Annotated in this window: 19 protein-coding genes; 12 read left to right on the top strand and 7 right to left on the bottom strand. The window is 55.1% G+C overall.

Annotated elements, in window-relative coordinates; translation table 11 throughout:
• Window positions 1–4: 4 nt before the first annotated feature.
• On the bottom strand, window positions 5–1,342 hold the full coding sequence (locus WKR14_RS15550) for an aspartate aminotransferase family protein (RefSeq protein ID WP_339086799.1): 1,338 nt from the start codon (window positions 1,340–1,342) through the stop codon (window positions 5–7).
• Between the two features lie 255 nt (window positions 1,343–1,597).
• On the opposite strand from WKR14_RS15550, the gene WKR14_RS15545 reads away from it, so the two are divergent.
• Window positions 1,598–3,094 carry an aldehyde dehydrogenase gene (locus WKR14_RS15545; protein ID WP_144134553.1) on the top strand — a complete coding sequence of 499 codons (1,497 nt, stop codon included), beginning with the start codon at window positions 1,598–1,600 and terminating at the stop codon, window positions 3,092–3,094.
• Window positions 3,095–3,148: 54 nt separating this feature from the next.
• Here the strand turns inward: WKR14_RS15545 and WKR14_RS15540 are convergent, their stop codons facing one another.
• Together WKR14_RS15540 and WKR14_RS15535 are read right to left on the bottom strand one after the other, a co-directional pair.
• Window positions 3,149–3,361, bottom strand: a complete 213-nt coding sequence (locus WKR14_RS15540; protein ID WP_339086797.1) for a hypothetical protein — start codon at window positions 3,359–3,361, stop codon at window positions 3,149–3,151.
• Between the two features lie 81 nt (window positions 3,362–3,442).
• Window positions 3,443–4,750: an FAD-binding oxidoreductase gene (locus tag WKR14_RS15535; RefSeq protein ID WP_339087757.1), complete on the bottom strand. Its 1,308-nt coding sequence runs from the start codon at window positions 4,748–4,750 to the stop codon at window positions 3,443–3,445.
• Window positions 4,751–4,959: 209 nt separating this feature from the next.
• On the opposite strand from WKR14_RS15535, the gene WKR14_RS15530 reads away from it, so the two are divergent.
• The 11 genes from WKR14_RS15530 (at window position 4,960) to gabT (ending at window position 17,853) form a co-directional block, all read left to right on the top strand.
• The gene (locus WKR14_RS15530; RefSeq protein WP_028780691.1) at window positions 4,960–5,508 is read left to right on the top strand and encodes a cupin domain-containing protein; all 549 of its coding nucleotides are present in this window, start codon (window positions 4,960–4,962) and stop codon (window positions 5,506–5,508) included.
• A gap of 369 nt (window positions 5,509–5,877) precedes the next feature.
• Entirely contained in the window at window positions 5,878–6,642 is a 765-nt protein-coding gene (locus tag WKR14_RS15525) for a gamma-glutamyl-gamma-aminobutyrate hydrolase family protein (protein WP_028780690.1), read from the top strand.
• A 1-nt stretch (window position 6,643) separates the two neighbouring features.
• Window positions 6,644–7,993, top strand: a complete 1,350-nt coding sequence (locus tag WKR14_RS15520; protein WP_028780689.1) for a glutamine synthetase family protein — start codon at window positions 6,644–6,646, stop codon at window positions 7,991–7,993.
• Between the two features lie 10 nt (window positions 7,994–8,003).
• Window positions 8,004–9,377: an aspartate aminotransferase family protein gene (locus WKR14_RS15515; RefSeq protein WP_286996396.1), complete on the top strand. Its 1,374-nt coding sequence runs from the start codon at window positions 8,004–8,006 to the stop codon at window positions 9,375–9,377.
• A gap of 155 nt (window positions 9,378–9,532) precedes the next feature.
• Window positions 9,533–10,630, top strand: a complete 1,098-nt coding sequence (locus WKR14_RS15510) for a polyamine ABC transporter substrate-binding protein (RefSeq protein WP_071238079.1) — start codon at window positions 9,533–9,535, stop codon at window positions 10,628–10,630.
• Window positions 10,631–10,748: 118 nt separating this feature from the next.
• The gene (potA, locus tag WKR14_RS15505; RefSeq protein WP_025009894.1) at window positions 10,749–11,885 is read left to right on the top strand and encodes a polyamine ABC transporter ATP-binding protein; all 1,137 of its coding nucleotides are present in this window, start codon (window positions 10,749–10,751) and stop codon (window positions 11,883–11,885) included.
• The gene (locus WKR14_RS15500; RefSeq protein ID WP_037436682.1) at window positions 11,882–12,781 is read left to right on the top strand and encodes an ABC transporter permease subunit; all 900 of its coding nucleotides are present in this window, start codon (window positions 11,882–11,884) and stop codon (window positions 12,779–12,781) included. Before potA ends, WKR14_RS15500 begins: the two co-directional genes overlap by 4 nt.
• Window positions 12,778–13,593 (top strand): ABC transporter permease subunit, encoded by an 816-nt coding sequence (locus WKR14_RS15495; protein WP_025009896.1) that lies wholly within the window; start codon window positions 12,778–12,780, stop codon window positions 13,591–13,593. Before WKR14_RS15500 ends, WKR14_RS15495 begins: the two co-directional genes overlap by 4 nt.
• A gap of 165 nt (window positions 13,594–13,758) precedes the next feature.
• The gene (locus WKR14_RS15490) at window positions 13,759–15,045 is read left to right on the top strand and encodes an NAD(P)/FAD-dependent oxidoreductase (protein ID WP_025009897.1); all 1,287 of its coding nucleotides are present in this window, start codon (window positions 13,759–13,761) and stop codon (window positions 15,043–15,045) included.
• A 46-nt stretch (window positions 15,046–15,091) separates the two neighbouring features.
• Window positions 15,092–16,534, top strand: coding sequence for an NADP-dependent succinate-semialdehyde dehydrogenase (gene gabD / locus WKR14_RS15485; RefSeq protein ID WP_339086791.1), 1,443 nt, complete (start codon window positions 15,092–15,094; stop codon window positions 16,532–16,534).
• A gap of 47 nt (window positions 16,535–16,581) precedes the next feature.
• Entirely contained in the window at window positions 16,582–17,853 is a 1,272-nt protein-coding gene (gabT, locus tag WKR14_RS15480; RefSeq protein ID WP_215773302.1) for a 4-aminobutyrate--2-oxoglutarate transaminase, read from the top strand.
• A gap of 264 nt (window positions 17,854–18,117) precedes the next feature.
• On the opposite strand, the gene WKR14_RS15475 is transcribed toward gabT, so the two are convergent.
• From WKR14_RS15475 to WKR14_RS15460, 4 genes are all read right to left on the bottom strand, one after another.
• Window positions 18,118–19,431 (bottom strand): PAS domain-containing methyl-accepting chemotaxis protein, encoded by a 1,314-nt coding sequence (locus WKR14_RS15475; RefSeq protein ID WP_339086787.1) that lies wholly within the window; start codon window positions 19,429–19,431, stop codon window positions 18,118–18,120.
• A gap of 289 nt (window positions 19,432–19,720) precedes the next feature.
• Complete coding sequence (locus WKR14_RS15470) at window positions 19,721–20,137, bottom strand: hypothetical protein (protein ID WP_226564690.1); 417 nt, start codon at window positions 20,135–20,137, stop codon at window positions 19,721–19,723.
• A complete protein-coding gene (locus WKR14_RS15465; protein ID WP_339086784.1) occupies window positions 20,134–20,592 on the bottom strand; it encodes a hypothetical protein in 459 nt (152 codons plus the stop codon). Before WKR14_RS15465 ends, WKR14_RS15470 begins: the two co-directional genes overlap by 4 nt.
• A 94-nt stretch (window positions 20,593–20,686) precedes the next feature.
• Entirely contained in the window at window positions 20,687–21,820 is a 1,134-nt protein-coding gene (locus WKR14_RS15460; RefSeq protein ID WP_224868060.1) for a pyridoxal phosphate-dependent aminotransferase, read from the bottom strand.
• Window positions 21,821–21,907 lie beyond the last annotated feature (87 nt).

Raw genomic sequence — 21,907 nt, 5'->3', positions numbered from 1 at the left:
TGCTTCAGTCGACGGTTTGGATGGCGTCGGCCAGGGTGGAAATCAGTTGATCTATTTGGAACTCTTCCACTATCAGCGGCGGAGAGAGGGCTATGATGTCGGCGGTGGCCCGTACCAGCGCACCTTGCCAGAAACAGCGCTCGAAAATCTGATAGCCGCGTTTGCCGACACCTTGCGGGCTGGGGGCCAGCTGAATGCCACCCACCAGGCCGGTATTGCGAATATCGATGACATTGGGCAGCCCCTTGAGGCTATGCAGCGCCTGCTCAAAATAGGGCGCCAGCGTTGTAGTGCGCTCAAACAGCTTTTCGTCACGGTAGATATCCAGGGTGGCCAGTGCCGCCGCGGCCGCAACCGGATGCCCCGAATAGGTATAGCCGTGAAAGAACTCGATCATTGCCTCAGGGCCCTGCATACAGGCATAGTGAATCGCTTGCTGCACAAACACCGCGCCCATGGGGATGGCGCCATTGTTGAGCGCCTTGGCCGTGGTCATTATGTCCGGAGTCACATCCCAGTGGTTGCTGGCAAAAGCGCCGCCCACCCGACCAAAACCTGTAATCACCTCATCGAATATCAGCAATATGCCGTACTTTTGAGTGATCTCCCGAAGGCGCTTGAGATAGCCCTTGGGTGGCAATATTACCCCGGCCGAGCCTGACATGGGCTCGACGATAACGGCAGCGATATTCTCTGCGCCATGCAGGGCAATCAGCCCCTCGAGCGCCTCGGCCTTGTCGGCGCCATGCTCGGGTAAGCCGCGGCTGAAGGCGTTGGCTTCCATATCCAGAGTGTGGGGCAGATGATCGACGCCACCGAGGAGCTGCGGGCTGAAACCTTTGCGGTTATTGCCAATTCCGCCCACCGAAATACCGCCAAACCCCACACCGTGATAGCCCAGCTCACGGCCGATAAAACGGCTGCGGCTCGGCTCGCCATTGGCTCTGTGGTAACACAGCGCCAGCTTGAGTGCGGTGTCGACCGACTCTGAGCCCGAGTTGGTAAAGAAGATACGGTTCATGCCGGGCGGGGCGATTTCACTGAGGCGCTCGGCCAACTCGAATGCCAACGGATGACCCATCTGAAAACTGGGGGCATAGTCCATTTCGCGGATCTGACGGCTGACCGCCTCACTGATCTCCGCCCGGCCATGGCCGGCATTACAGCACCAAAGACCTGCGGTGCCGTCCAGCACCTGACGGCCATCGACATCCCGGTAATACATGCCTTCGGCCGAAGCCAGTAGCCTGGGAGTCTGCTTGAATTGACGGTTGGCACTGAAAGGCATCCAGTAATGCTCGAGATTGCCCTGTGTTTTCGCCTGTTGTTTTAGCTCTGCCATAAGCATTAACCTTAGTGTTGCGGGCTTGTTAATGGTGATTGATATTTCGCTATGCTATGTCAGAAATAATGAACATGGAAGGCCTGTGTGCAATTATTTATGCCAAAAAATCTATTTTTGTAAAATATATTGAATTTATGCCGTGCTCGAGGCTAATCTGGAGCGACCCGAATAACTCGCGATGGCTGCACGAGTTGGCCGCGATAGGCCTACTGAGGTAGTGGAATGCCCGCTTGCAAGCAGATGAGAGGATTTATGAGTACACCGCAAACCCGTCAGCAATGGCAGCAGTTGGCCGCGCAATTGCAGATCTGTGGCCAGGCCTTTATCCATGGAGAGTATTGTGCAGCCGTATCCGGTGAGACCTTCGATTGCATCAGCCCTGTGGATGGCAACAAGCTTGCCGCCGTAGCCAGTTGCGATCTGGCCGATGCCGAGGCGGCGGTGGCCAGTGCCAGAGCCAGTTTTGAATCCGGAGTCTGGTCGCGAATGGCGCCGGTAGAGCGCAAAAAGGTGATGATACGCTTTGCCGATTTGCTGGAGGCGCATAGTGATGAGCTGGCCTTGCTGGAAACCCTGGATATGGGCAAGCCTATCCGTTTTTCCAAGTCGGTGGATGTGACCAATGCCGCCAGGGCCTTGCGTTGGTCCGGCGAAGCGGTTGACAAGATTTACGACGAGATAGCGCCCACCGCTGACAATGAAATCGGCATGATCACCCGTGAGCCTGTCGGGGTAGTGGCCGCGATTGTGCCATGGAACTTCCCCCTGTTGATGGCCTGCTGGAAACTGGGGCCGGCGCTGGCCAGCGGTAATTCTGTTATCCTCAAACCCTCGGAAAAATCCCCTTTGACGGCGATTCGTATGGCTGCCATTGCCTTGGAAGCCGGGATCCCGCCCGGAGTGCTCAATGTATTGCCCGGTTTTGGTCATACAGTTGGCAAGGCGCTGGCGCTGCATATGGATGTCGATACCCTGGTGTTTACCGGCTCCACCAAGATAGCCAAGCAACTGATGGTTTACGCCGGTCAGTCCAATATGAAACGTGTGTGGTTGGAGGCCGGTGGCAAGAGCCCGCACATAGTCTTTAACGATTGCCCGGATCTCAAGGCGGCGGCGCAGGCGGCAGCTTCGGCCATCGCCTTCAACCAGGGCGAAGTTTGCACCGCAGGTTCGCGCCTGCTGGTGGAGTCCGGGGTCAAGGAGCAACTGATAGCGCTCATTATCGACGAGCTCAAATCCTGGCAGCCGGGGCATCCGCTGGATCCGGATACCGTCAGTGGCGCCGTGGTGGATCAGCAGCAGCTGCAGACTATTCTCGGTTATATCGAGGCGGGTAAGCAGCAAGGTGCTGTGCTGGCCTGTGGCGGCGAGCAACTCATGGCTGAAACCGGTGGCGTCTACGTGGCGCCGACCCTGTTCCGTGAAGTGAATAATCAGATGAGTATCGCCCGCGAGGAGATCTTCGGCCCTGTGCTGAGTGTGATTGAATTTGAGGGGATGGAGCAGGCGATAGCCATTGGCAACGATACCATCTATGGCCTGGCGGCCGGTGTGTGGACAGCGGATCTCAGCAAGGCCCACAGAACCGCCAAGGCGCTGAGAAGCGGTATGGTGTGGATCAATCATTATGACGGCGGCGATATGACGGCGCCCTTCGGTGGTTATAAGCAGTCGGGTAACGGCCGCGATAAGTCGCTGCATGCTTTTGATAAATACACAGAAATTAAGGCAACCTGGATAGCCATTTAATCGGTTTGCTGTAATAGACAATCCCCCTGCCTTGCGGGGGGAAAGAGGCTAAGTTCAGGGCTTGAGATGTTCACGCACAGGTTCAAACAGCGCATCGAGCAGCACTTGAGTGCGGTTATCTTCGACTCGCAGCTCCAGCCAACCGTCACTGCCGAGAATTTCAAGCTGCCTGCACACGAGTTTCGGCGGTGAGACTTGTAGTTCCCCTTTGAGGCGAAAAATCCCCTGTGGCGTATGAATGCGGCTGATATCGAAGGGAGTATTCACGACGGCCACAACGCCTTTGCTGTACTTATTTTCAAAATGGCTCCCTACTCAACATACACTCGTCTTCAAAACAGGCCTTGTTCAGAATAGATCCTTGAATCTATGGTACAGCATGCCTGCCGCCAGAATGGGCGAGCGCAGCGCCGGGCCACCCGGGAAGGTCATATGCTCTATTGAGGCAAATATATCGAAGCGCTCAGCCTGCTGACTGATAGCTTCTGCCAGCAGACGACCCGCCATATGGGTGGCATTGACGCCATGCCCGGCATAGGCCTGGGCGAAATAGATGTTGGGGCTATCCGGCAACCTGCCTATCTGCGGCATACGGTTGGCGCCTATCCCTATCATGCCACCCCACTGATAATCTATTTTTACGCCCTTGAGCGCCGGGAAGACTCTTTCCATATTGGGCCTGAGCGCGGCGCAAATGTCCTTGGGATCTCTGCCCGAGTAGTTGCACAGCCCGCCAAATAGCAGGCGGTTGTCGGCCGACAGATGAAAATAGTCCAGTGCTATGCTCATATCGGCGAAGGCCATATTCTGCGGAATAATGTCAGCGCAGAGAGCTTGCGGCAGAGGCTCGGTCGCCAGCAAATAACTGCCGGCCGGTAGCACCTTGCCGCCGATATGAGGTTCGAGTTTGGCACCTATATAGGCATTGCCGGCCAAAATCAGATAGCGGCAACGGACTTCGCCGCCCTCAGTCCTGACCCGTATCTGCTCGCCCTTGATGATTTCGGTGGCGGCGCTGTCTTCATAGATGTTAACCCCCAGGCTTCGGGCTGCACGGGCCTCGCCGAGGGCCAGATTCAAAGGGTGCAGATGGCCGCTGCCCATGTCGCTGAGCGCGCCGAGATAACGCTCAGAGCCTATGACTTCCGGCAACTGCTCCTTGGACAACAGCTTGAGCTTATGTGGGTAGCCAAGTTGCTCAAGCTCGGTAAGCTCCTGCTCAAGCTCCTGCATATGTCTTGGTTTCAGCGCCAGATCGCAGTAGCCCCAGCGCAGATCGCAATCGATTTGATATTGCGCGATCCGTTCCCGGACGATATCGACGGCTTCAAAACCCATCTGCTTGATTGCCAGTACACCTTCTTTACCTATACTGGGCTCAAACTGTTCAATATTATGGCCAATACCGCGGATCAACTCCCCGCCATTACGCCCTGAGGCGCCCCAGCCCACTTTTTTGGCTTCCAGTATGGTGACCGCAAAGCCTCGTTCAGCCAGTTCTATGGCACTGTTGAGGCCGCTGAAACCGGCGCCTATAACGCAGACATCTGTCTCCAAGGACTCTTCCAACCTGGGATGCTGAAACAATTCTTTGGCGGTCGTATGGTAAAAAGAGGCGGGATAGTTGTCACTGTGAATGGGGGACTGGATTGGCATCATGGCTCCGTTCTTGTTATAAGTTTGGACTCGGCTGGTTACATCCGACGGTCGTCGCACTCTTGCCTTCAAAGTGTTCGTTTTATTTAACATGCTTTTGTCATATAATACAAAACAATTTCACCGGGACCCTGGTTGCCCTTGTGCAGAAGCCGCTGCCGACCGTGTCCTGTAACCGCCTGATAAGAGATTTTTGGGGGATTTGCGATTTGGATATAGGTGCCAGCCTCAAGGCTGTTAGAAAGATGAAAGGCCTGTCCCAGCGTGAGCTGGCTAAACGCGCCGGGGTGACCAACAGCACCATCTCTATGATAGAGAAAAACAGTGTCAGCCCTTCAGTCAGTTCACTCAAGAAAGTGCTTTCGGGGATCCCCATGTCGCTGGTGGAGTTTTTCTCTATAGGTGAAAACGGCACTACCGAGCAAAAAGTGGTGTATCGCTCCAATGAGCTTTTGGACATAGGCACTGGGCCACTGGAGTTCAAGCTTATTGGTCGGGATTACCCCAACCGTGCCATGTCTGTGATGTCGGAGACTTATCCCCCGGGAGCCGATACGGGTGAAGAGATGCTGCGCCACGAAGGGGAAGAAGCGGCGCTGGTGATCACCGGTCGCTTTGAACTGACGGTCGGTGAAGAGGTGTTTATTCTGGAGGCCGGTGACAGCTACTATTTCAATAGCGAACAACCACACAGGTTCCGCAATCCTTTCGATGAACCCTGTCATCTGGTCAGTGCCACCACTCCTGCCAACTTTTGATCTTCCATTTCCTCAGCTGATTGCGATTTGCTGCCCGTAAATTCACTTCGGGCAGCATATTTGCCTGAAAGTGTAAATAATATCGACCGTATAACCCCGTGTGCACCGAATTGGTGCCCGCTGAACCAGTGTGATGCAAAGCCAATTTTTTGCCTTGTTCAAGCTTGTTTACACCTATCTCAAATACAAGGGATTTTTAAATATTCATTTAAAAATAAAAGCTTAAATAATTTTAGTTTGAGGCTGCGTTTAACAGGATATTAACCTCTTGCCTGTGCGAAAAAATCCGTGTAGTGTGTGAAAAAATGAACATTTGCTTTAGTGAATGTTCAAAACTGAGACCTGGATTTGAGTGTTTTGGGGTGAGATATGGCACAGGCAGCAATGGCGTTGGTGGGTGTAACCGCATGCAATGAGCAGTTGGGGCTGCATCCTTTCAATATTGTTGGCGAGAAATACCTCTTGGGCGTGGTCGAAGGTGCCGGAGCCTGGCCCCTGGTGATCCCGGCATTGGGGGCCGATACCCCGATAGCACAACTGCTCGAACGTCTGGACGGCATATTGTTTACCGGCTCCCCCTCCAATGTTGAACCTCATCATTACCAAGGCCCGGCCAGCGAGCCGGGCACCCACCATGATCCCAAGCGGGATGACACTACCTTGCCTTTAATTCGCGCTGCCATAGAGGCCGGAGTGCCGGTACTCGGGATCTGCCGCGGCTTTCAGGAAATGAATGTGGCTTACGGCGGCAGTTTGCACCAGAAGCTCTATGAAGTGGGTGGTTTTATTGAACACAGAGAAGACAAGAGTGCGCCGCTGGAGGTGCAGTATGGCTTGTCCCACGAGGTCAGCATAGAACCTGGAGGGATGCTTTTCGACGCCTGGGGCCGTAGCCATGCGATGGTTAATTCCGTCCATACTCAGGGCGTGGAGCGCCTGGGTCAGGGGTTGCGGCCTGAAGCGCATGCTCCAGATGGTCTGATTGAAGCCTTCTCTGTCACCGACGCCAAGGCATTCGCCTTGGGAGTGCAGTGGCATCCGGAATGGCAGGTCAGAAATAACCCCTTCTACAGCGCAATTTTTAAGGCCTTTGGGGAGGCTTGCAGTCTTAGGGCGCAACAGCGGAATAAATAATATGAATAAGCTTGAAGCCTTCTTAAAAGAACAAAAAATAACCGAAGTTGAATGTGTTATCTGCGATATGACAGGTATCGCCCGCGGCAAAATTGCCCCGGTAGACAAGTTTATCGATGAAAAGGGCATGCGGCTGCCCGAGAGTGTGCTGCTGCAAACCGTGACCGGCGATTATGTCGATGATGAGGCCTACTATGGTCTGCTCAACAGCGCCGATATCGACTTTGTCTGCGTGCCCGATGAAAACGCGGTCTTTATGTTGCCCTGGACCCTGGAGGCCACGGCTCAGGTGATCCACGATACTTATGACAAGATGGGCAATCCGCTGGAGCTGTCGCCGCGCAACGTATTGAAAAAAGTGCTCAAGCTCTATGAAGATAAGGGCTGGGAGCCTGTGATTGCCCCCGAGATGGAGTTTTATCTCACCAGTCGCAGTGACGATCCCGATCTGCCACTCAAGCCCCCGGTTGGTCGTTCCGGCCGTGCCGAATCCGGACGTCAGTCCTTCTCCATCGATGCCGCCAATGAGTATGACCCCCTGTTTGAGGATATGTACGACTGGTGTGAGGCGCAGGAGCTGGATATCGATACCCTGATCCACGAGGAAGGCACGGCGCAGATGGAGATCAACTTCAGCCACGGCAATCCACTGGCGCTGGCGGATCAGGTGTTTGTGTTCAAACGCACCCTGAGAGAGGCCGCCCTCAAGCACGGCGTCTGCGCCACCTTTATGGCCAAGCCTGTGACCAATGAGCCTGGCAGCGCCATGCACCTGCATCAGAGCGTTATCGACAAGGAAACCGGCAAGAATATCTTCACCCGCGAAGATGGCACCATGAGCCAGAACTTTCTCAGTTATATCGGCGGGCTGCAGCGCTTTATGCCGGAATTTTTGCCGTTGATGGCGCCCAACGTCAATTCATTCCGCCGCTTCCTGCCGGGCACCTCGGCGCCGGTCAATCTGGAGTGGGGCGAGGAGAATCGCACCTGTGGCCTGAGGATCCCCGAGTCTTCACCGCAAAATCGCCGCATTGAAAACCGTATCCCCGGGGCCGATGCCAACGCCTATCTGGCCATTGCCGCCAGCTTGTTGTGCGGCTATTTGGGAATAGTTGAAGACGTGAAACCTTCGACGCCGGTGCAGGGCCGGGCCAACGAAGACCGCTCGGGGATCTCTTTGCCGCAGACGCTGGAAGAGGCGATGGCCATGATGGAAGAGAGCCAATATTGCCGTAAATATCTGGGGGAAGACTTCACCACAGGTTTTGTTGCGGTCAAGCGCGCCGAGCTTGAGAATTTTCGCCGGGTGGTGAGTTCCTGGGAGCGGGAATTCCTGCTGCTGACTGTCTAAGGAGGGAGAGATGAAATCACAACAGACCCAAAGCTGGCAGGCCAAGGACCATGCCCACCACTTGCACCCCTTTACCGATCCCAAGGCGTTGAAACAGGCTGGCGGGCGGGTGATCACCCGCGCCGATGGCGTCTATATCTGGGATTCACAGGGCAATCAAATTCTCGATGGCATGGCCGGACTCTGGTGCGTCAACATGGGCTATGGCCTGCGTTCCATCGCCGATGTGGCGGCACATCAGTTGCTGGAACTGCCTTACTACAACAGCTTCTTTCAGTGCAGCCACCCGCCGGCGATTGAACTGGCCGCCGAGATAGCCGCGCTGGCACCACCTCATATGAATAAGGTGTTCTTCACCGGCTCTGGCTCAGAGGCCAATGACACCAACTTACGCCTGGTGCGTCATTACTGGGACATCCAGGGCAAGCCGGAGAAGAAAACCATTATCTCGCGCCACAATGCCTATCACGGTTCCACAGTTGCCGGTGCCAGTCTTGGTGGTATGAGTGGTATGCATGCCCAGGGCGATCTGCCCATTCCCGGCATAGTCCACATTGCCCAACCTTACTGGTATGGCGAGGGCCAGGGACAGTCTGCCGAAGAGTTTGGCATTCGCTGCGCCCGCGAGCTTGAAAGTAAGATCCTCGAGCTGGGTGAAGACAAGGTAGCGGCCTTTATTGCCGAGCCTATTCAGGGCGCCGGCGGCGTGATAGTCCCCCCGGACAGCTATTGGCCGGAGATCAAAAAGATCCTCGCCAAGTACGACATATTGTTCATCCTCGATGAAGTGATCACCGGCTTTGGCCGCACCGGCTGTTACTTTGCCGCCGAGTATTACGATCTTGAGCCGGATCTTATCACCATAGCCAAGGGGATGACTTCGGGCTACGCCCCCATGGGCGGAGTGATAGTGTCGGATAAAGTCGCCGATACGCTGGATAAGGGCGGTGAATTTGCCCACGGCTACACTTATTCGGGCCATCCACTCAGTGCCGCGGTGGCACTGGAAAACTTACGCCTGATGAAGCAGGAAAACATAGTCGCCAAAGTGGCCGAGGAAACCGCGCCTTATCTGCAGCAGCGGCTGCGGCAAGTCTTGGCCCAGCATCCGCTGGTGGGTGAGGTGCGCGGCGTTGGCATGGTGGCCGCGCTGGAACTGGTTGCCGATAAGGCGAGTCATCAGCGCTTTGCTGCCGAGCTTGGGGTAGGCACTCAGTGCCGGGAGCATTCCATTGCCAGTGGCTTGGTGATGCGGGCGGTGGGAGACACTATGATCATCGCGCCACCCCTGGTGATAACCCAGGCTCAAATCGATGAATTGGTAACAAAGGCGAAACAAGCGCTCGATATGACCTACGCAAGCGTACAAAAATCGAACGGTTAAGATTGCCTGCCATTGGCGGTAAGGGCATGATATACCTTGCTGCCAAGGCGCCGATGCGGGTTTTAGGGAGTAGCATTGGTGACACTAATAACAATGACAATAAGTTAACAATTGAAGGCGGGTTACAACCGCTGCTACCCGTAAAAGGAGAGAGCATGAAGCTATTGACCAAAGTAACGTCTGTGGCACTGTTGGGAGGCCTTGCGGCCGCTGCCACGGCCCAGGCCGAAGAAGTCGTTCGGGTGTATAACTGGAGTGACTATATCGCCGAAGATACCCTGGCCAACTTCCAGAAGGAAACCGGGATCCGGGTGATCTATGACGTGTTTGACAGCAACGAAGTGGTTGAAGCCAAACTGCTTTCCGGCCGCTCCGGTTATGACATTGTCGTGCCTTCGAATAACTTTCTTGCCAAGCAGATCAAGGCCGGGGCCTTTAAGCCTCTGGATAAAAGCAAGCTGAGCAACTATCAGAATCTGGATCCCCAGTTGATGAAACAGCTGGAGAAGGCCGATCCGGGCAATCAGTATGCCGTGCCTTACCTCTGGGGCACCAACGGCATAGGCTATAACGTCGCCAAGGTCAAAGAGCTGCTGGGAGAGGATGCGCCCACAGACTCACTCGAACTGATGTTCAACCCCAAGTATGCCCAGAAGCTGTCATCCTGTGGCATGTCCATGCTGGACTCGGCCGATGACATGGTGCCGCAGGCGCTGATCTATCTGGGATTGGATCCCAACAGTACCAAGGCGGCCGACTTTGAAAAGGCCGGTGAAGTGCTGGCCAAGATACGGCCCTATATCACCTATTTCCACTCATCGCGCTATATTTCGGATCTGGCCAATGGTGATATCTGTGTCGCTTTCGGTTTCTCCGGCGATATCCTCCAGGCGGCTACCCGCGCCGATGAGGCAGGTAACGGCAACAAGATCGCCTATACCATTCCCAAGGAAGGCGCCAACCTCTGGTTTGATATGTTGGCTATCCCTGCCGACGCCGGCAATGTCGATAATGCGCTGACTTTTATCAACTACCTGCTCAGGCCGGAAGTGATAGCCCCCATCTCCAACTATGTTTCCTACGCCAACCCCAATGTACCGGCGCAGAAACTGGTGGATGAGTCTATCCGCAACGATCCCGGCATCTATCCACCACAGGCAACTCTGGACAACCTGTATGTGGGGGAAATTCGTCCACTCAAGGCCCAGCGGGCCCTGACCCGGGTTTGGACCAAGGTTAAATCCGGCCAATAACAATAACTCAGGGGCCAGGTGCCCCTTCATTGTCTGATTGCGTAGTACAGGCAAACTTTACTCGTTCCACCAGCGGCGGCCGCTGAGCCGCCCATTTGGTATTTTGCGGAGAAGTATTATGGCAATCACCTCGGGCATTCCTGTCAAACCCAATAATAAAACCCAGGATGAAGTGCTGCTCAAAATCGAGCGGGTCAGCAAGCTCTTTGACGATGTTCGCGCCGTGGATGATGTGTCGCTGACCATCAACAAGGGCGAGATCTTTGCCTTGCTCGGCGGCTCAGGCTCAGGCAAGTCGACTCTTTTGAGAATGTTGGCCGGTTTTGAAAAGCCTACCGAAGGACGCATTTTTCTCGATGGTCAGGACATTACCCACCTGCCGCCCTATGAACGCCCCATCAATATGATGTTCCAATCCTACGCCCTGTTTCCCCATATGACGGTGGCGCAGAATATCGCCTTCGGCCTCAAGCAGGACAAGTTACCCAAGGCTGAAATTGAGCAGCGGGTGCAGGAGATGCTCAAGCTGGTGCATATGGAAAAATATGCCCGCCGCAAGCCGCATCAACTCTCCGGTGGTCAGCGCCAGCGGGTGGCGTTGGCCCGTTCCTTGGCCAAGCGGCCGAAACTCCTGCTGCTGGACGAGCCTATGGGGGCGCTGGATAAAAAACTGCGGACCCAGATGCAGCTGGAGGTGGTGGAAATTCTCGAGCGGGTGGGGGTGACCTGCGTCATGGTTACCCATGATCAGGAAGAAGCCATGACCATGGCCGAGCGGATTGCCATCATGAGCGATGGCTGGATAGCCCAGACCGGTTCGCCTATGGATATCTATGAAAGCCCCAACAGCCGGATGATTGCCGAGTTTATCGGCACAGTGAATCTGTTTGAGGGTGAGATCACCGCCGATGAGGTGGATCATGTGATCATTCAGTCCGAGAGCCTGAACCAGGCGTTTTACGTGGGTTATGGTGTGTCTACCAGCGTCGAGGACAAGCATGTCTGGTTGGCGGTCAGGCCGGAAAAAACCCTGATAAGCCGCGAGCAGCCCGAAGAGCAATACAACTGGGCCAAGGGCATAGTCCACGATATCGCCTATCTCGGTGGCTTCTCAGTGTATTACATTCGCCTTGGCAATGGTCAGATAGTCCAGTGCAGCATGACCAACCGTGAACGCCGCGCCGATCACCCCACCTGGGATGATGAAGTCTATATCAGTTGGGAGGACACCAGTGGCGTGGTGTTAAGATCATGAAGAAGCTCAAGTTAGGATTCAAAGGCCGCCACCTGACCATAGGCTTTCCCTATCTGTGGTTGCTGCTGTTTTTCGCGCTGCCGTTCGCCATAGTACTGAAGATAAGCTTTTCCACCGCGGCGATTGCCATTCCGCCCTACGAGCCAAGTTTTCAGTATGCCGACGAAGTGCTGCAGGTATTTATCAACCTGAGTAACTATCTGTTGCTGCTCAGCGACTCCATGTATTACTCGGCCTATCTCAACTCGCTCAAGATGGCGCTGGTTTCCACCCTAGGCTGTCTGCTGCTGGGGTATCCCATGGCTTATGCCATTGCCCGGGCGCCGGCCAGGTTGCAGACAGTGCTGCTATTGTTGGTGATGTTGCCCTCCTGGACCTCATTTCTTATTCGGGTCTACGCCTGGATGGGGATTTTGAGCAATACAGGGCTTATCAATAACCTGCTGCTGGGGCTTGGGATTGTTGATGAGCCGCTGCAGATGCTCAATACCAATCTGGCGGTGTATATCGGCATCATCTATGCGTATCTGCCCTTTATGATATTGCCGCTGTACGCCACCTTGGTGAAGCTGGATGTCAGCCTCTTGGAAGCCGCGGCGGATCTCGGCTCCCGCAGTCTCAATACCTTCTGGAAAGTGACGCTGCCCCTGTCCAAGAGCGGCGTCATTGCCGGTTCCATGCTGGTGTTTATTCCGGCCGTGGGGGAGTTTGTGATCCCCGAGCTGCTTGGCGGGCCGGACTCGCTGATGATAGGTAAGGTGCTGTGGCAGGAGTTCTTCAACAACCGTGACTGGCCGGTGGCTTCGTCCTTGGCGATAGTGATGCTGGTGCTGCTGATTGTGCCCATCACCCTGTTCCATCGCTATCAGAGCCGCAGTCTGGAGAAAGAGATATGAAGAAGCTGAGTTTCTCGACCCTGATGTTATGGATTGGGCTGGTGTTTCTGTATGCCCCCATGTTTATTCTGATTTTCTACTCTTTCAACGCCTCCAAACTGGTAACTGTCTGGGGCGGCTTTTCCGCCAAGTGGTACGCCGAGCTGTTTGCCGATCAGCAGATACTGGATGCGGTCTGGACCAGTCTGCAAATCGCCTTCTACAGCTCGACCATGGCGGTGATCATAGGCACTATGGCGGCCTTTGTGATGACACGTTTTCGTCGCTCCTGGGCCAAGCTGACGCTGTCAAACATGATTACGGCGCCCTTGGTTATGCCCGAGGTGATCACGGGTCTGTCGCTGATGCTGCTGTTTGTGCATATGTCGGATCTGCTCGGCTGGCCGGCTGAGCGGGGCAGGATGACAGTCTGGATTGCCCATTCTACCTTCTGCGCCGCCTATGTGGCCGTAGTGGTGTCATCGCGCCTCAGGGAGTTGGATCTCTCTATTGAAGAGGCGGCGATGGATCTGGGGGCGACACCGCTGAAGACCTTCTTCCTGATAACTGTGCCCATGATAGCCCCGGCGCTGATGGCGGGTTGGCTGTTGTCGTTCAGCCTGTCGCTGGACGATCTGGTGATTGCCAGCTTCGCCTCGGGACCTGGCGCCACTACACTGCCTATGGTGGTGTTCTCCTCGGTGCGGCTCGGGGTGTCCCCCAAGATCAACGCCCTGGCGACACTGATCATTCTGGTGGTATCCCTGATCGCTTTCCTGTCTTGGTATCTGGCGCGCCGCGCCGAACGCCGCAGCAGACAAACAGAGGAATAACAATTAGGCGGTTGGCTGTGACAGCCACCGCCGCTATTTTTCTTGTGTGTTTTAAATTTTGAACAATTTGTGTTTTGTAATGCGTTTTCTACTGGTTTTAGTCGATTTAACTCTGTAGGATGATGCAAGTGTTAAAAATAACAAACATAAAAGGCTGGATTAACCATGACTGCCACTGCCCACACCTCCTCTTATTATGCCGATTCGGCCAATGACACCCGTGAACGCAACAGCTTAAGCGAGGTGCTGGAAACCGATGTCTGTGTGATTGGGGCCGGTTATACCGGGCTCAGCTCGGCGCTGCACCTGTTGGAGGCCGGTTTCAAGGTGGTGGTATTGGAAGCGGCCAGAGTGGGCTGGGGCGCCTCGGGCCGCAACGGTGGCCAGATAGTCAACAGCTACAGCCGCGACCTTGATGTGATAGAAAGCACTGTCGGTAAGGCGCAGGCCAAGCTATTTGGCGAAATGGCCTTCGAGGGCGGCCGCATCATCCGCGAACGCATCGAAAAATACCAGATAGATTGTGACCTCAAAAACGGCGGGGTATTTGCCGCCATCAACCGCAAACAGATGGGGCATCTGCAGCAGCAAAAAGCCCTCTGGGAGCGATATGGCCACACAGAACAGCTGCAGCTGTTGGATGATGCCGGCATTCGCCAGGTGGTCAATACAGACCGTTATATCGGCGGCTTGCTGGACAAGAGTGGCGGCCATATCCATCCGCTGAACCTGGCGCTGGGTGAGGCGAGGGCGGTGGAATCTCTCGGCGGGAAAATTTTTGAGGATTCGGCCGTAGTACGTATCGACGAAGGGGAGTACCCTATAGTACATACCGCCAATGGCCAGGTTAAGGCCAGGTTTGTGGTGGTGGCAGGAAATGCCTATCTTGGCAAACTGCTGCCCCAACTTGCTGCCAAATCCATGCCTTGCGGTACCCAGGTAATCACGACAGAACCCTTGGGTGAAGAGTTGGCCCACAGTCTGTTGCCGCAGGACTACTGCGTCGAGGACTGTAACTATCTGCTGGATTATTTCCGCCTGTCGGCCGACAAACGCCTGATCTATGGTGGCGGTGTAGTGTACGGCGCCCGAGATCCGGAGAATATCAAAGCGATTATCCTGCCCAAGCTGCTCAAGACCTTCCCCCAATTGAAAGGGGTCCGTATCGACTATACCTGGACAGGCAACTTTCTGCTGACACTCTCCCGTTTGCCTCAGGTCGGCAGGATTGGCAGCAACATCTATTACTCCCAGGGCTGCAGTGGTCATGGGGTGACTTATACCCACCTGGCGGGCAAGTTGATTGCCGAGGTGCTGACCGGACAGGCGGAGCGTTTCGATGCCTTTGCCAGCCTGCCCCATTATCCATTTCCCGGCGGACATGCCCTGCGAGTCCCCTTTTCTGCGCTCGGCGCCTGGTATTACAGCCTGAGGGACAAACTGGGTATTTGATGCCTATCCGTACAAGGGCGCCCGGCGCCCATTTAAAGGAGTCGCAATGAAACTTAATCAGAGTGAGCTGCTGCGTGAACAAGCCTATATCGATGGCCAGTGGCTGGACGCAGACTCAGGCAAGAAGGTCAATATTTTCAACCCGGCCACCGGCGAGCGTATCGGCAGTGTGCCCGAGATGGGCGCATTTGAAACCCACAGAGCCATAGATGCCGCCGAGCGGGCTCTTCCGGCCTGGCGGGCGTTGACCGCCCAAGAGCGCAGCAGCATTCTCAAACGCTGGTTCGAGCTTATCAACCAACACGCCGATGACCTGGCGCTGCTGATGACCACAGAGCAGGGTAAGCCTCTGGCAGAAGCCCGCGGTGAGGTCACCTATGCCGCTTCCTTTATCGAGTGGTTTGCCGAAGAGGGCAAGCGGGTTTACGGCGATACGATCCCCGGCCATCAACAGGACAAGCGCCTGTTGGTGATCAAACAGCCTGTGGGCGTGACTGCGGCCATTACGCCCTGGAATTTCCCGGCGGCGATGATCACCCGTAAGGCGGGGCCTGCACTGGCGGCCGGTTGCACCATGATAGTCAAACCGGCGCCGCAGACCCCTTTTACCGCTCTGGCGCTGGCCTACCTGGCGATTGAAGCGGGCATTCCTCCCGGCGTCTTCAGCGTGATCACCGGCGATGCCAAAGCGATAGGCAATACCCTTTGCGACAGCGCCGTGGTGCGTAAGCTGTCTTTCACCGGCTCGACCGGCGTGGGCATTCACTTAATGCAGCAATGTGCCGCCACCCTTAAGAAACTGTCACTGGAGCTCGGCGGCAACGCGCCCTTTATCGTGTTTGACGATGCCGATCTGGATGCGGCGGTGGAAGGGGCGATGATCTCCAAGTACCGCAATGCCGGCCAGACCTGCGTCTGCGCCAACCGCATCTATGTGCAGTCGTCCGTTTACGATGCCTTTAGCGAAAAGCTGGCCGCCAAAGTGGCCGAGCTCAAGGTGGGTGTCGGCACAGAGTCCGGCATTACCACAGGGCCACTTATCGACAAGAATGCGGTGAAAAAGGTGCAGGAGCATCTTGAGGATGCCGTCTCCAAAGGCGCCAGAGTCAAGACAGGTGGCCGGGCGCTGGGCGGTAACTTCTTCGAGCCCACTATTTTGACCGAGGTGAATGGCAGCATGCGGGTCGCCAAAGAGGAAACCTTTGGCCCGCTGGCGCCGCTGTTCCGCTTCGACAGTGTCGATGAAGTGATCGCCATGGCCAACGATACCGAGTTTGGCTTGGCGGCCTATTTCTACGCCAGGGATATCTCCAGAGTCTGGAAAGTCGCCGAGGCGCTGGAATACGGCATGGTGGGGATCAATACCGGGCTTATCTCCAACGAAGTGGCGCCTTTTGGCGGCATCAAGGCCTCGGGGCTGGGACGGGAAGGCTCTAAATATGGCATAGAGGAATATCTGGAGATCAAGTATCTCTGCCTCTCGGTCTGATTAACCCATGTCCCGGCAATGCCGGGACAACAACAGAGGATAGCAGGATGATAAGCAATGACTCTCTGATGGTGCGGCGCCAGGCCGCAGTGGCACCGGGTGTGGGACAGATACACCCTGTGTTTGTGGAACGGGCGGAAAATGCCCGGGTATGGGACGTCGAGGGCCGCGAATATCTGGACTTTGCCGGTGGCATAGCCGTGCTCAATACCGGGCACCTGCATCCCAGAGTCAAGCAGGCAGTTGCTCGCCAGTTGGAAGACTTCTCCCATACCTGTTTTATGGTGCTGGGCTATGAGAGTTATGTGGCCGTCTGCGAAAAACTCAACGCCCTGGTCCCCGGGGATTTCGCCAAGAAGTCGGCACTGTTTACCAGTGGCTCGGAGGCGGTGGAAAATGCCCTTAAGGTCGCCAGGGCCTACACCAAACGCAGCGGCGTCATCGCCTTTACCTCAGGCTATCATGGCCGCACCATGGCAACGCTGGCGCTCACCGGCAAAGTGGCGCCCTACAGTAAGGGCATGGGGCTGATGCAGGCCAACGTGTTTCGCGCCCAGTATCCCTGCGCGCTGCATGGGGTGAGTGACGACGATGCGATGAAGTCCATTGAGCAGATTTTCAAGAATGATGCCGAGCCGGCGGATATTGCCGCTATTATTCTTGAGCCGGTGCAGGGCGAGGGCGGCTTCTATGCCGCATCCCCCGAGTTTATGGCGCGGCTGCGCAAGCTGTGTGACAAGGAAGGGATAGTGCTGATTGCCGATGAGGTGCAGACGGGCGCCGGCCGTACCGGCACCTTCTTTGCCATGGAACAGATGGGTGTTGCCGCCGATATCACGACTTTTGCCAAGTCCATTGCCGGCGGTTTCCCACTCTCCGGTATTACCGGTCGGGCCGAGATGATGGATGCCATAGGTCCCGGCGGTTTGGGAGGCACCTATGGCGGCAATCCGCTTGCCTGCGCTGCCGCCCTGGCGGTGATAGAAACCTTCGAGAAGGAACAGCTTCTGGCGCGGGCCAACCAGGTGGGTGCTGTCATTAAAGAAGCGCTTGGCAAGCTGCAGCAGGAGTACGACTTTATTGCCGATGTTCGCGGCCTCGGCGCCATGGTGGCCATGGAGCTGGTTGAAGATGGTGTGCCAAAACCGGAGTACTGCGCCCGAGTCCTCACCTTGGCGCGGGAGCGCGGTCTTATCCTGCTTTCCTGTGGCACTTATGGCAATGTGCTGCGCCTCTTGGTGCCTTTGACCGTCAGTGACAGGGATCTACAGCAGGGGCTGGAGATTATTGCCGAGTGTTTCCGGCAACTGCGTAGTTGAGCCAGAAGGATGATAGGGAAGCCCAGCGCTTCCCTTTTTTTATGTCTGTAGTAAAAAGAGGCTTATTCATTTGAGTTGCTTGAGGCTTGGCCTGTCCAAGCTGCAATTTTGTCGCTGTTAACTTTTTTGTCTGCACGCGCATTGTGCCCGACGCTGGCGCAGTTGCGACATAGTCAAAACGATCAGATGGATAAACTCAAGATCTGACGAAAGCCCCCGGCCTTGGCTGGGGGGCTTTTTAGCGGGGCGGGAGAAGCCTTCGGATCAATGTCCCTGATGTTCATCGGACAGGGACGCGACTGTATCAACCACATTACGGGCACCATCGAGAATCGCGCTCATGAGGTCCGCGACATCCTGAAGTTGGATTTTACCTTGGTTGGCCGCTTCGGCCACCGCCGCCATTTCCCGGGTGGCCTTGTCTGTAAGCTGACCATTTTGACTGACAACAGAGCCTATCTCCTTGGTGGACTCACTGGTGCGGGCCGCCAGTTGCCTGACTTCATCGGCGACAACGGCAAAGCCTCGGCCCTGTTCACCGGCGCGGGCAGCTTCAATTGCGGCATTGAGCGCCAACAGATTGGTCTGCTCGGCAATGGCGCTGATGGTCGAGACAATTGCCTGAATATGGCGCGACTGCTCATTGAGTTGAGTTATCGCCTCTGAGGCCTGCTGCACCTGATAGGTTATGCTGTTGGAGGTAACAGTTACCCTGTCGAGACTATCTATGGCTTGCTCGACTGTGGCACCTGTATTCAGCGCCGTGCTGTGGGCTATTTCGGTCGCTTCTTTAATCGCCTGGGACTTTTCTATCCTGGCGGTGATATCACTGGCAAACTTAATCACCTTGATTACTTTACCGGCGGCATTGTGTATCGGGTTATAGCTGGCCTCAAGCCAGACGGTTTGCCCCAGTTTATTGAAGCGTTTAAACAGCCCGGACTTGAACTGGCCCTTATTGAGCTCTTCCCAAAAATGGGGGTGTTCCCGGTAGAAGGTTTCGTCACAAAACAGCTTGTGGTGTTGTCCTTTCAGTTCGGCCCGGGTATAGCCCATGACATTGAGAAAATTGGCATTGGCTTCAATGATATTGCCCTTGGGGTCAAACTCGATAATCGCCTGGGAGTTATCCAGGGCGTTGGCCACTGCTTTTTGAGTGTCGGTTTCCATTTGGCTGTTGGTGACATCGGCGGCAATTTTCATGACGCGGGTGACTTTACCCTGCTCAAACACAGGGAAGTAGGTGGCCTGCAAATAGATGCTGCTGCCATCTGCATGGCGACGTTCAAACACCCCGGCAGCGGCTTTCCCCTGCCTGAGCTGCTCCCAAAAACTGCGGTATTGGGTTGAGGCGGCATAATCGGCCTGACACAAGCTTTTGTGAGGCATGCCTTTGAACTTTTCCTGTTCCAGGCCAAACAACTCGGCAAACAGGCTATTGGCTTCTATCACAGTGCCGTCGGGCGTGAACACCACACAGGCAAGCGACTGCTCTATGGCTTGTACTGTTGCCAGTTGCCTGGACAGCTGCAATTGACATTGTTCCAGCGCATGTCTGGACGATTTATTGAAGAACATAAAACAGATCCCCACTTGTTAGGTTTAGTCGGCAGCTTGCTGTCGGCTCGTATTCTGAGGCGAGGATCCATTTCGCAGTCGTTATTCCTGATAGGCTGCATATTTTTACTTATTATAGCGTCGCTGAAAGGTAGCATAAGTGTGGCAGAGTGAAAGCGGTAAATGATATTAAGCTGCAACTGTCACACCTTGGAGCCTGTGCTGTGTGGCATGAAAGGTTCCGGCGCACAGACTAGCAAGTTTTTGTTAACTTAAGATTTCGGCACCTTTGCCAATCAAGGGAATCCCCTTAATATTTGGCCTTCAGCTTCTGTCGCAGACTCTCATCTCTGGCGGCCTTGGTGACTTCGAGAGCGATATTGCGCCTGAGGCGAATTAACCAACTGTCGATTTTGGCCTGATCCATTTTGCAATCGCAGCGACTGGAGAGCAGGCTAAGCTGCAGTTCCTGTGCCTGCCGTGCTACTTCTACTTCGACCGTGTATCCCTTGTAGTTATTGAGCCGGGCGAGCCAGGTGCCATCTGCGGCAGTTTCCAGTTCCCAGCTATCCCGGGTAACGGCCCGCTGCAACATGGCGGGGATATCCTGCACATAGCCACCTGTGGGTACTGGGTTTTGCCAGCGTTGCAATTGATATTCAGTCTCGGCGGAAGCCGGGTTCAGCCATAACAGATTCAGCAGCAGCGGCAGTAGTATTCGTTTCATGATTTTTTCAGCTCCTGGGCGATGGAGAAACGCAGATTCTTGATGTAGTTGTAATAGCCGCGGCCATTCTTGTAGCAGATATCATCAATCAGCTTTTTGCAGACAAAATCCCCCAGGGCGGCGTGGTATTTAAGCTGAATATAGTTGGCGTCGTATTCAATGCGCATCACATTAGTGTCGCCACGATAGTCGAAACGGGCCAGGATATAGCCCTCATCTTCGCCCTCGTATACCCAGGCAAAGCCCTTGGTGCTGAGCATTCCTTCGAGAATGGCATAACGAACCTGGGCCTCACTGGCTCCCGCTACCGGGATCTCTTGATGAACGGCTTCGATATAGCGGTTTGAGGATTTGGGCTTGGCATTTTTGTTGATGACCAGCTCGCCGGGAGCGGCTTGCAACGACAGGGAGAAACCGAGGGCGAATAACGCCCCCAGAATGGATTGGACTTGCATATCAGAATCCTTCTGAAAAAGGCTGCGAAAGTCCGAGTCTAGCGAAAAGCCAAGGCACTTGAAAGAGTGCTTGAAACAGCTCTTGAAAGAGAAATTAGAGCAAACCTTCCAAACGCTGGCGTTGCATCTCTTTGGCAACTTGTTGCATCTGCATTGGTGTGCCCAAGGTCAAGCGATTCCAGCCTTCAAGCCCTGGGAAGGTGCGGCCCACCAGAATGCCGGCCTGCTGCATCCGCTTGCGATAGTCTTCATTATTGCCCTTGATGCGGTGGAAAATAAAACTGGCGTTGAGTGGCAGATAGTCGAGCCCCAACTGTTTGAGCGTGGCAATGATAATGGCACCGGCCTCCAAATTGTTGCTGCGGGCCTGCGCCAGCCAGGCGCTGTCATCCAACACTGCCGCTGCCCCATAGAGGGCAAACAGGTTGGCGTTGTCAAAACTCGCCTGGGCCTGCATGGCGGCTATCATTTCCGGAGCGGCAATGGCATAACCGGCCCTTAGTCCCGCCATTCCCCATGCTTTGGAGAACGTCTTGGTTAGCACTGTGTGTTTCTGGCCATTTTGGATGAACGGCAGCGCGGATTGGAAATCGCTACCGGCATACTCGCCGTAGGCCTCATCAATAATAAACTGCAGCTCGGGACTGGCCTTGGCCAGCCACTGCGCAACCGGCGCCTTGGGTAGCAAGAGGCCGGTTGGGTTGTTGGGGTTACACAGATAGACAATGGAAGGGCCAGAGTGCGCGGCCACGGCGGCTTGCATGGCGGCGATATCGGTTTGCAGCTCGGCGGTCAGTGGCACTTCAGTTACCTTGAGTCCTCTGGCCTTGGCATAGTCGGCCACTATGTCAAAGGTGGGCTTGGGCATTACCAACTGGCAGTGAGCGCTGGCCATGGCATCTATGGCGAACTTGAGTACTTCGGAAGAGCCATTGCCATAAATGAGCTGCTCTTGGCTGACACAGTGGTAGCTTGCCAGGCGCTTGAGCAAAGCCTGACGGGCACTGTCGGGATACAGGTGCGCTTCGCCCATATGCTGCATAATGGCTTCTCTGGCGCTGCTTGGCATCCCCAGTGGGTTTTCATTGAAGTTCAGCGCCAGGGGACCCTTGGAGGCAGTAGCTTGGGCCTGCTCCTGGGAAGATAGAGAGAAATTACTGCAGCCACTGAGCCCCAGTGCGGTACCGGCTAGACCGGCCTGAATAAAATGCCTACGACTTAATTGCATGTTTATTATGATGATCTGGATAAGAGGGCGCTCAGTCTACCCAGAGGAGGAGAGAAAATAAATGAATTTTTATTCACTATTTGAAGC

Origin of the sequence: Shewanella chilikensis (assembly GCF_037953065.1) — a bacterium.
GTDB lineage: Bacteria > Pseudomonadota > Gammaproteobacteria > Enterobacterales > Shewanellaceae > Shewanella > Shewanella chilikensis.
The sequence above is the reverse complement of the archived record's forward strand: the minus strand, read 5'-3'. Positions and strand labels throughout refer to the sequence as shown.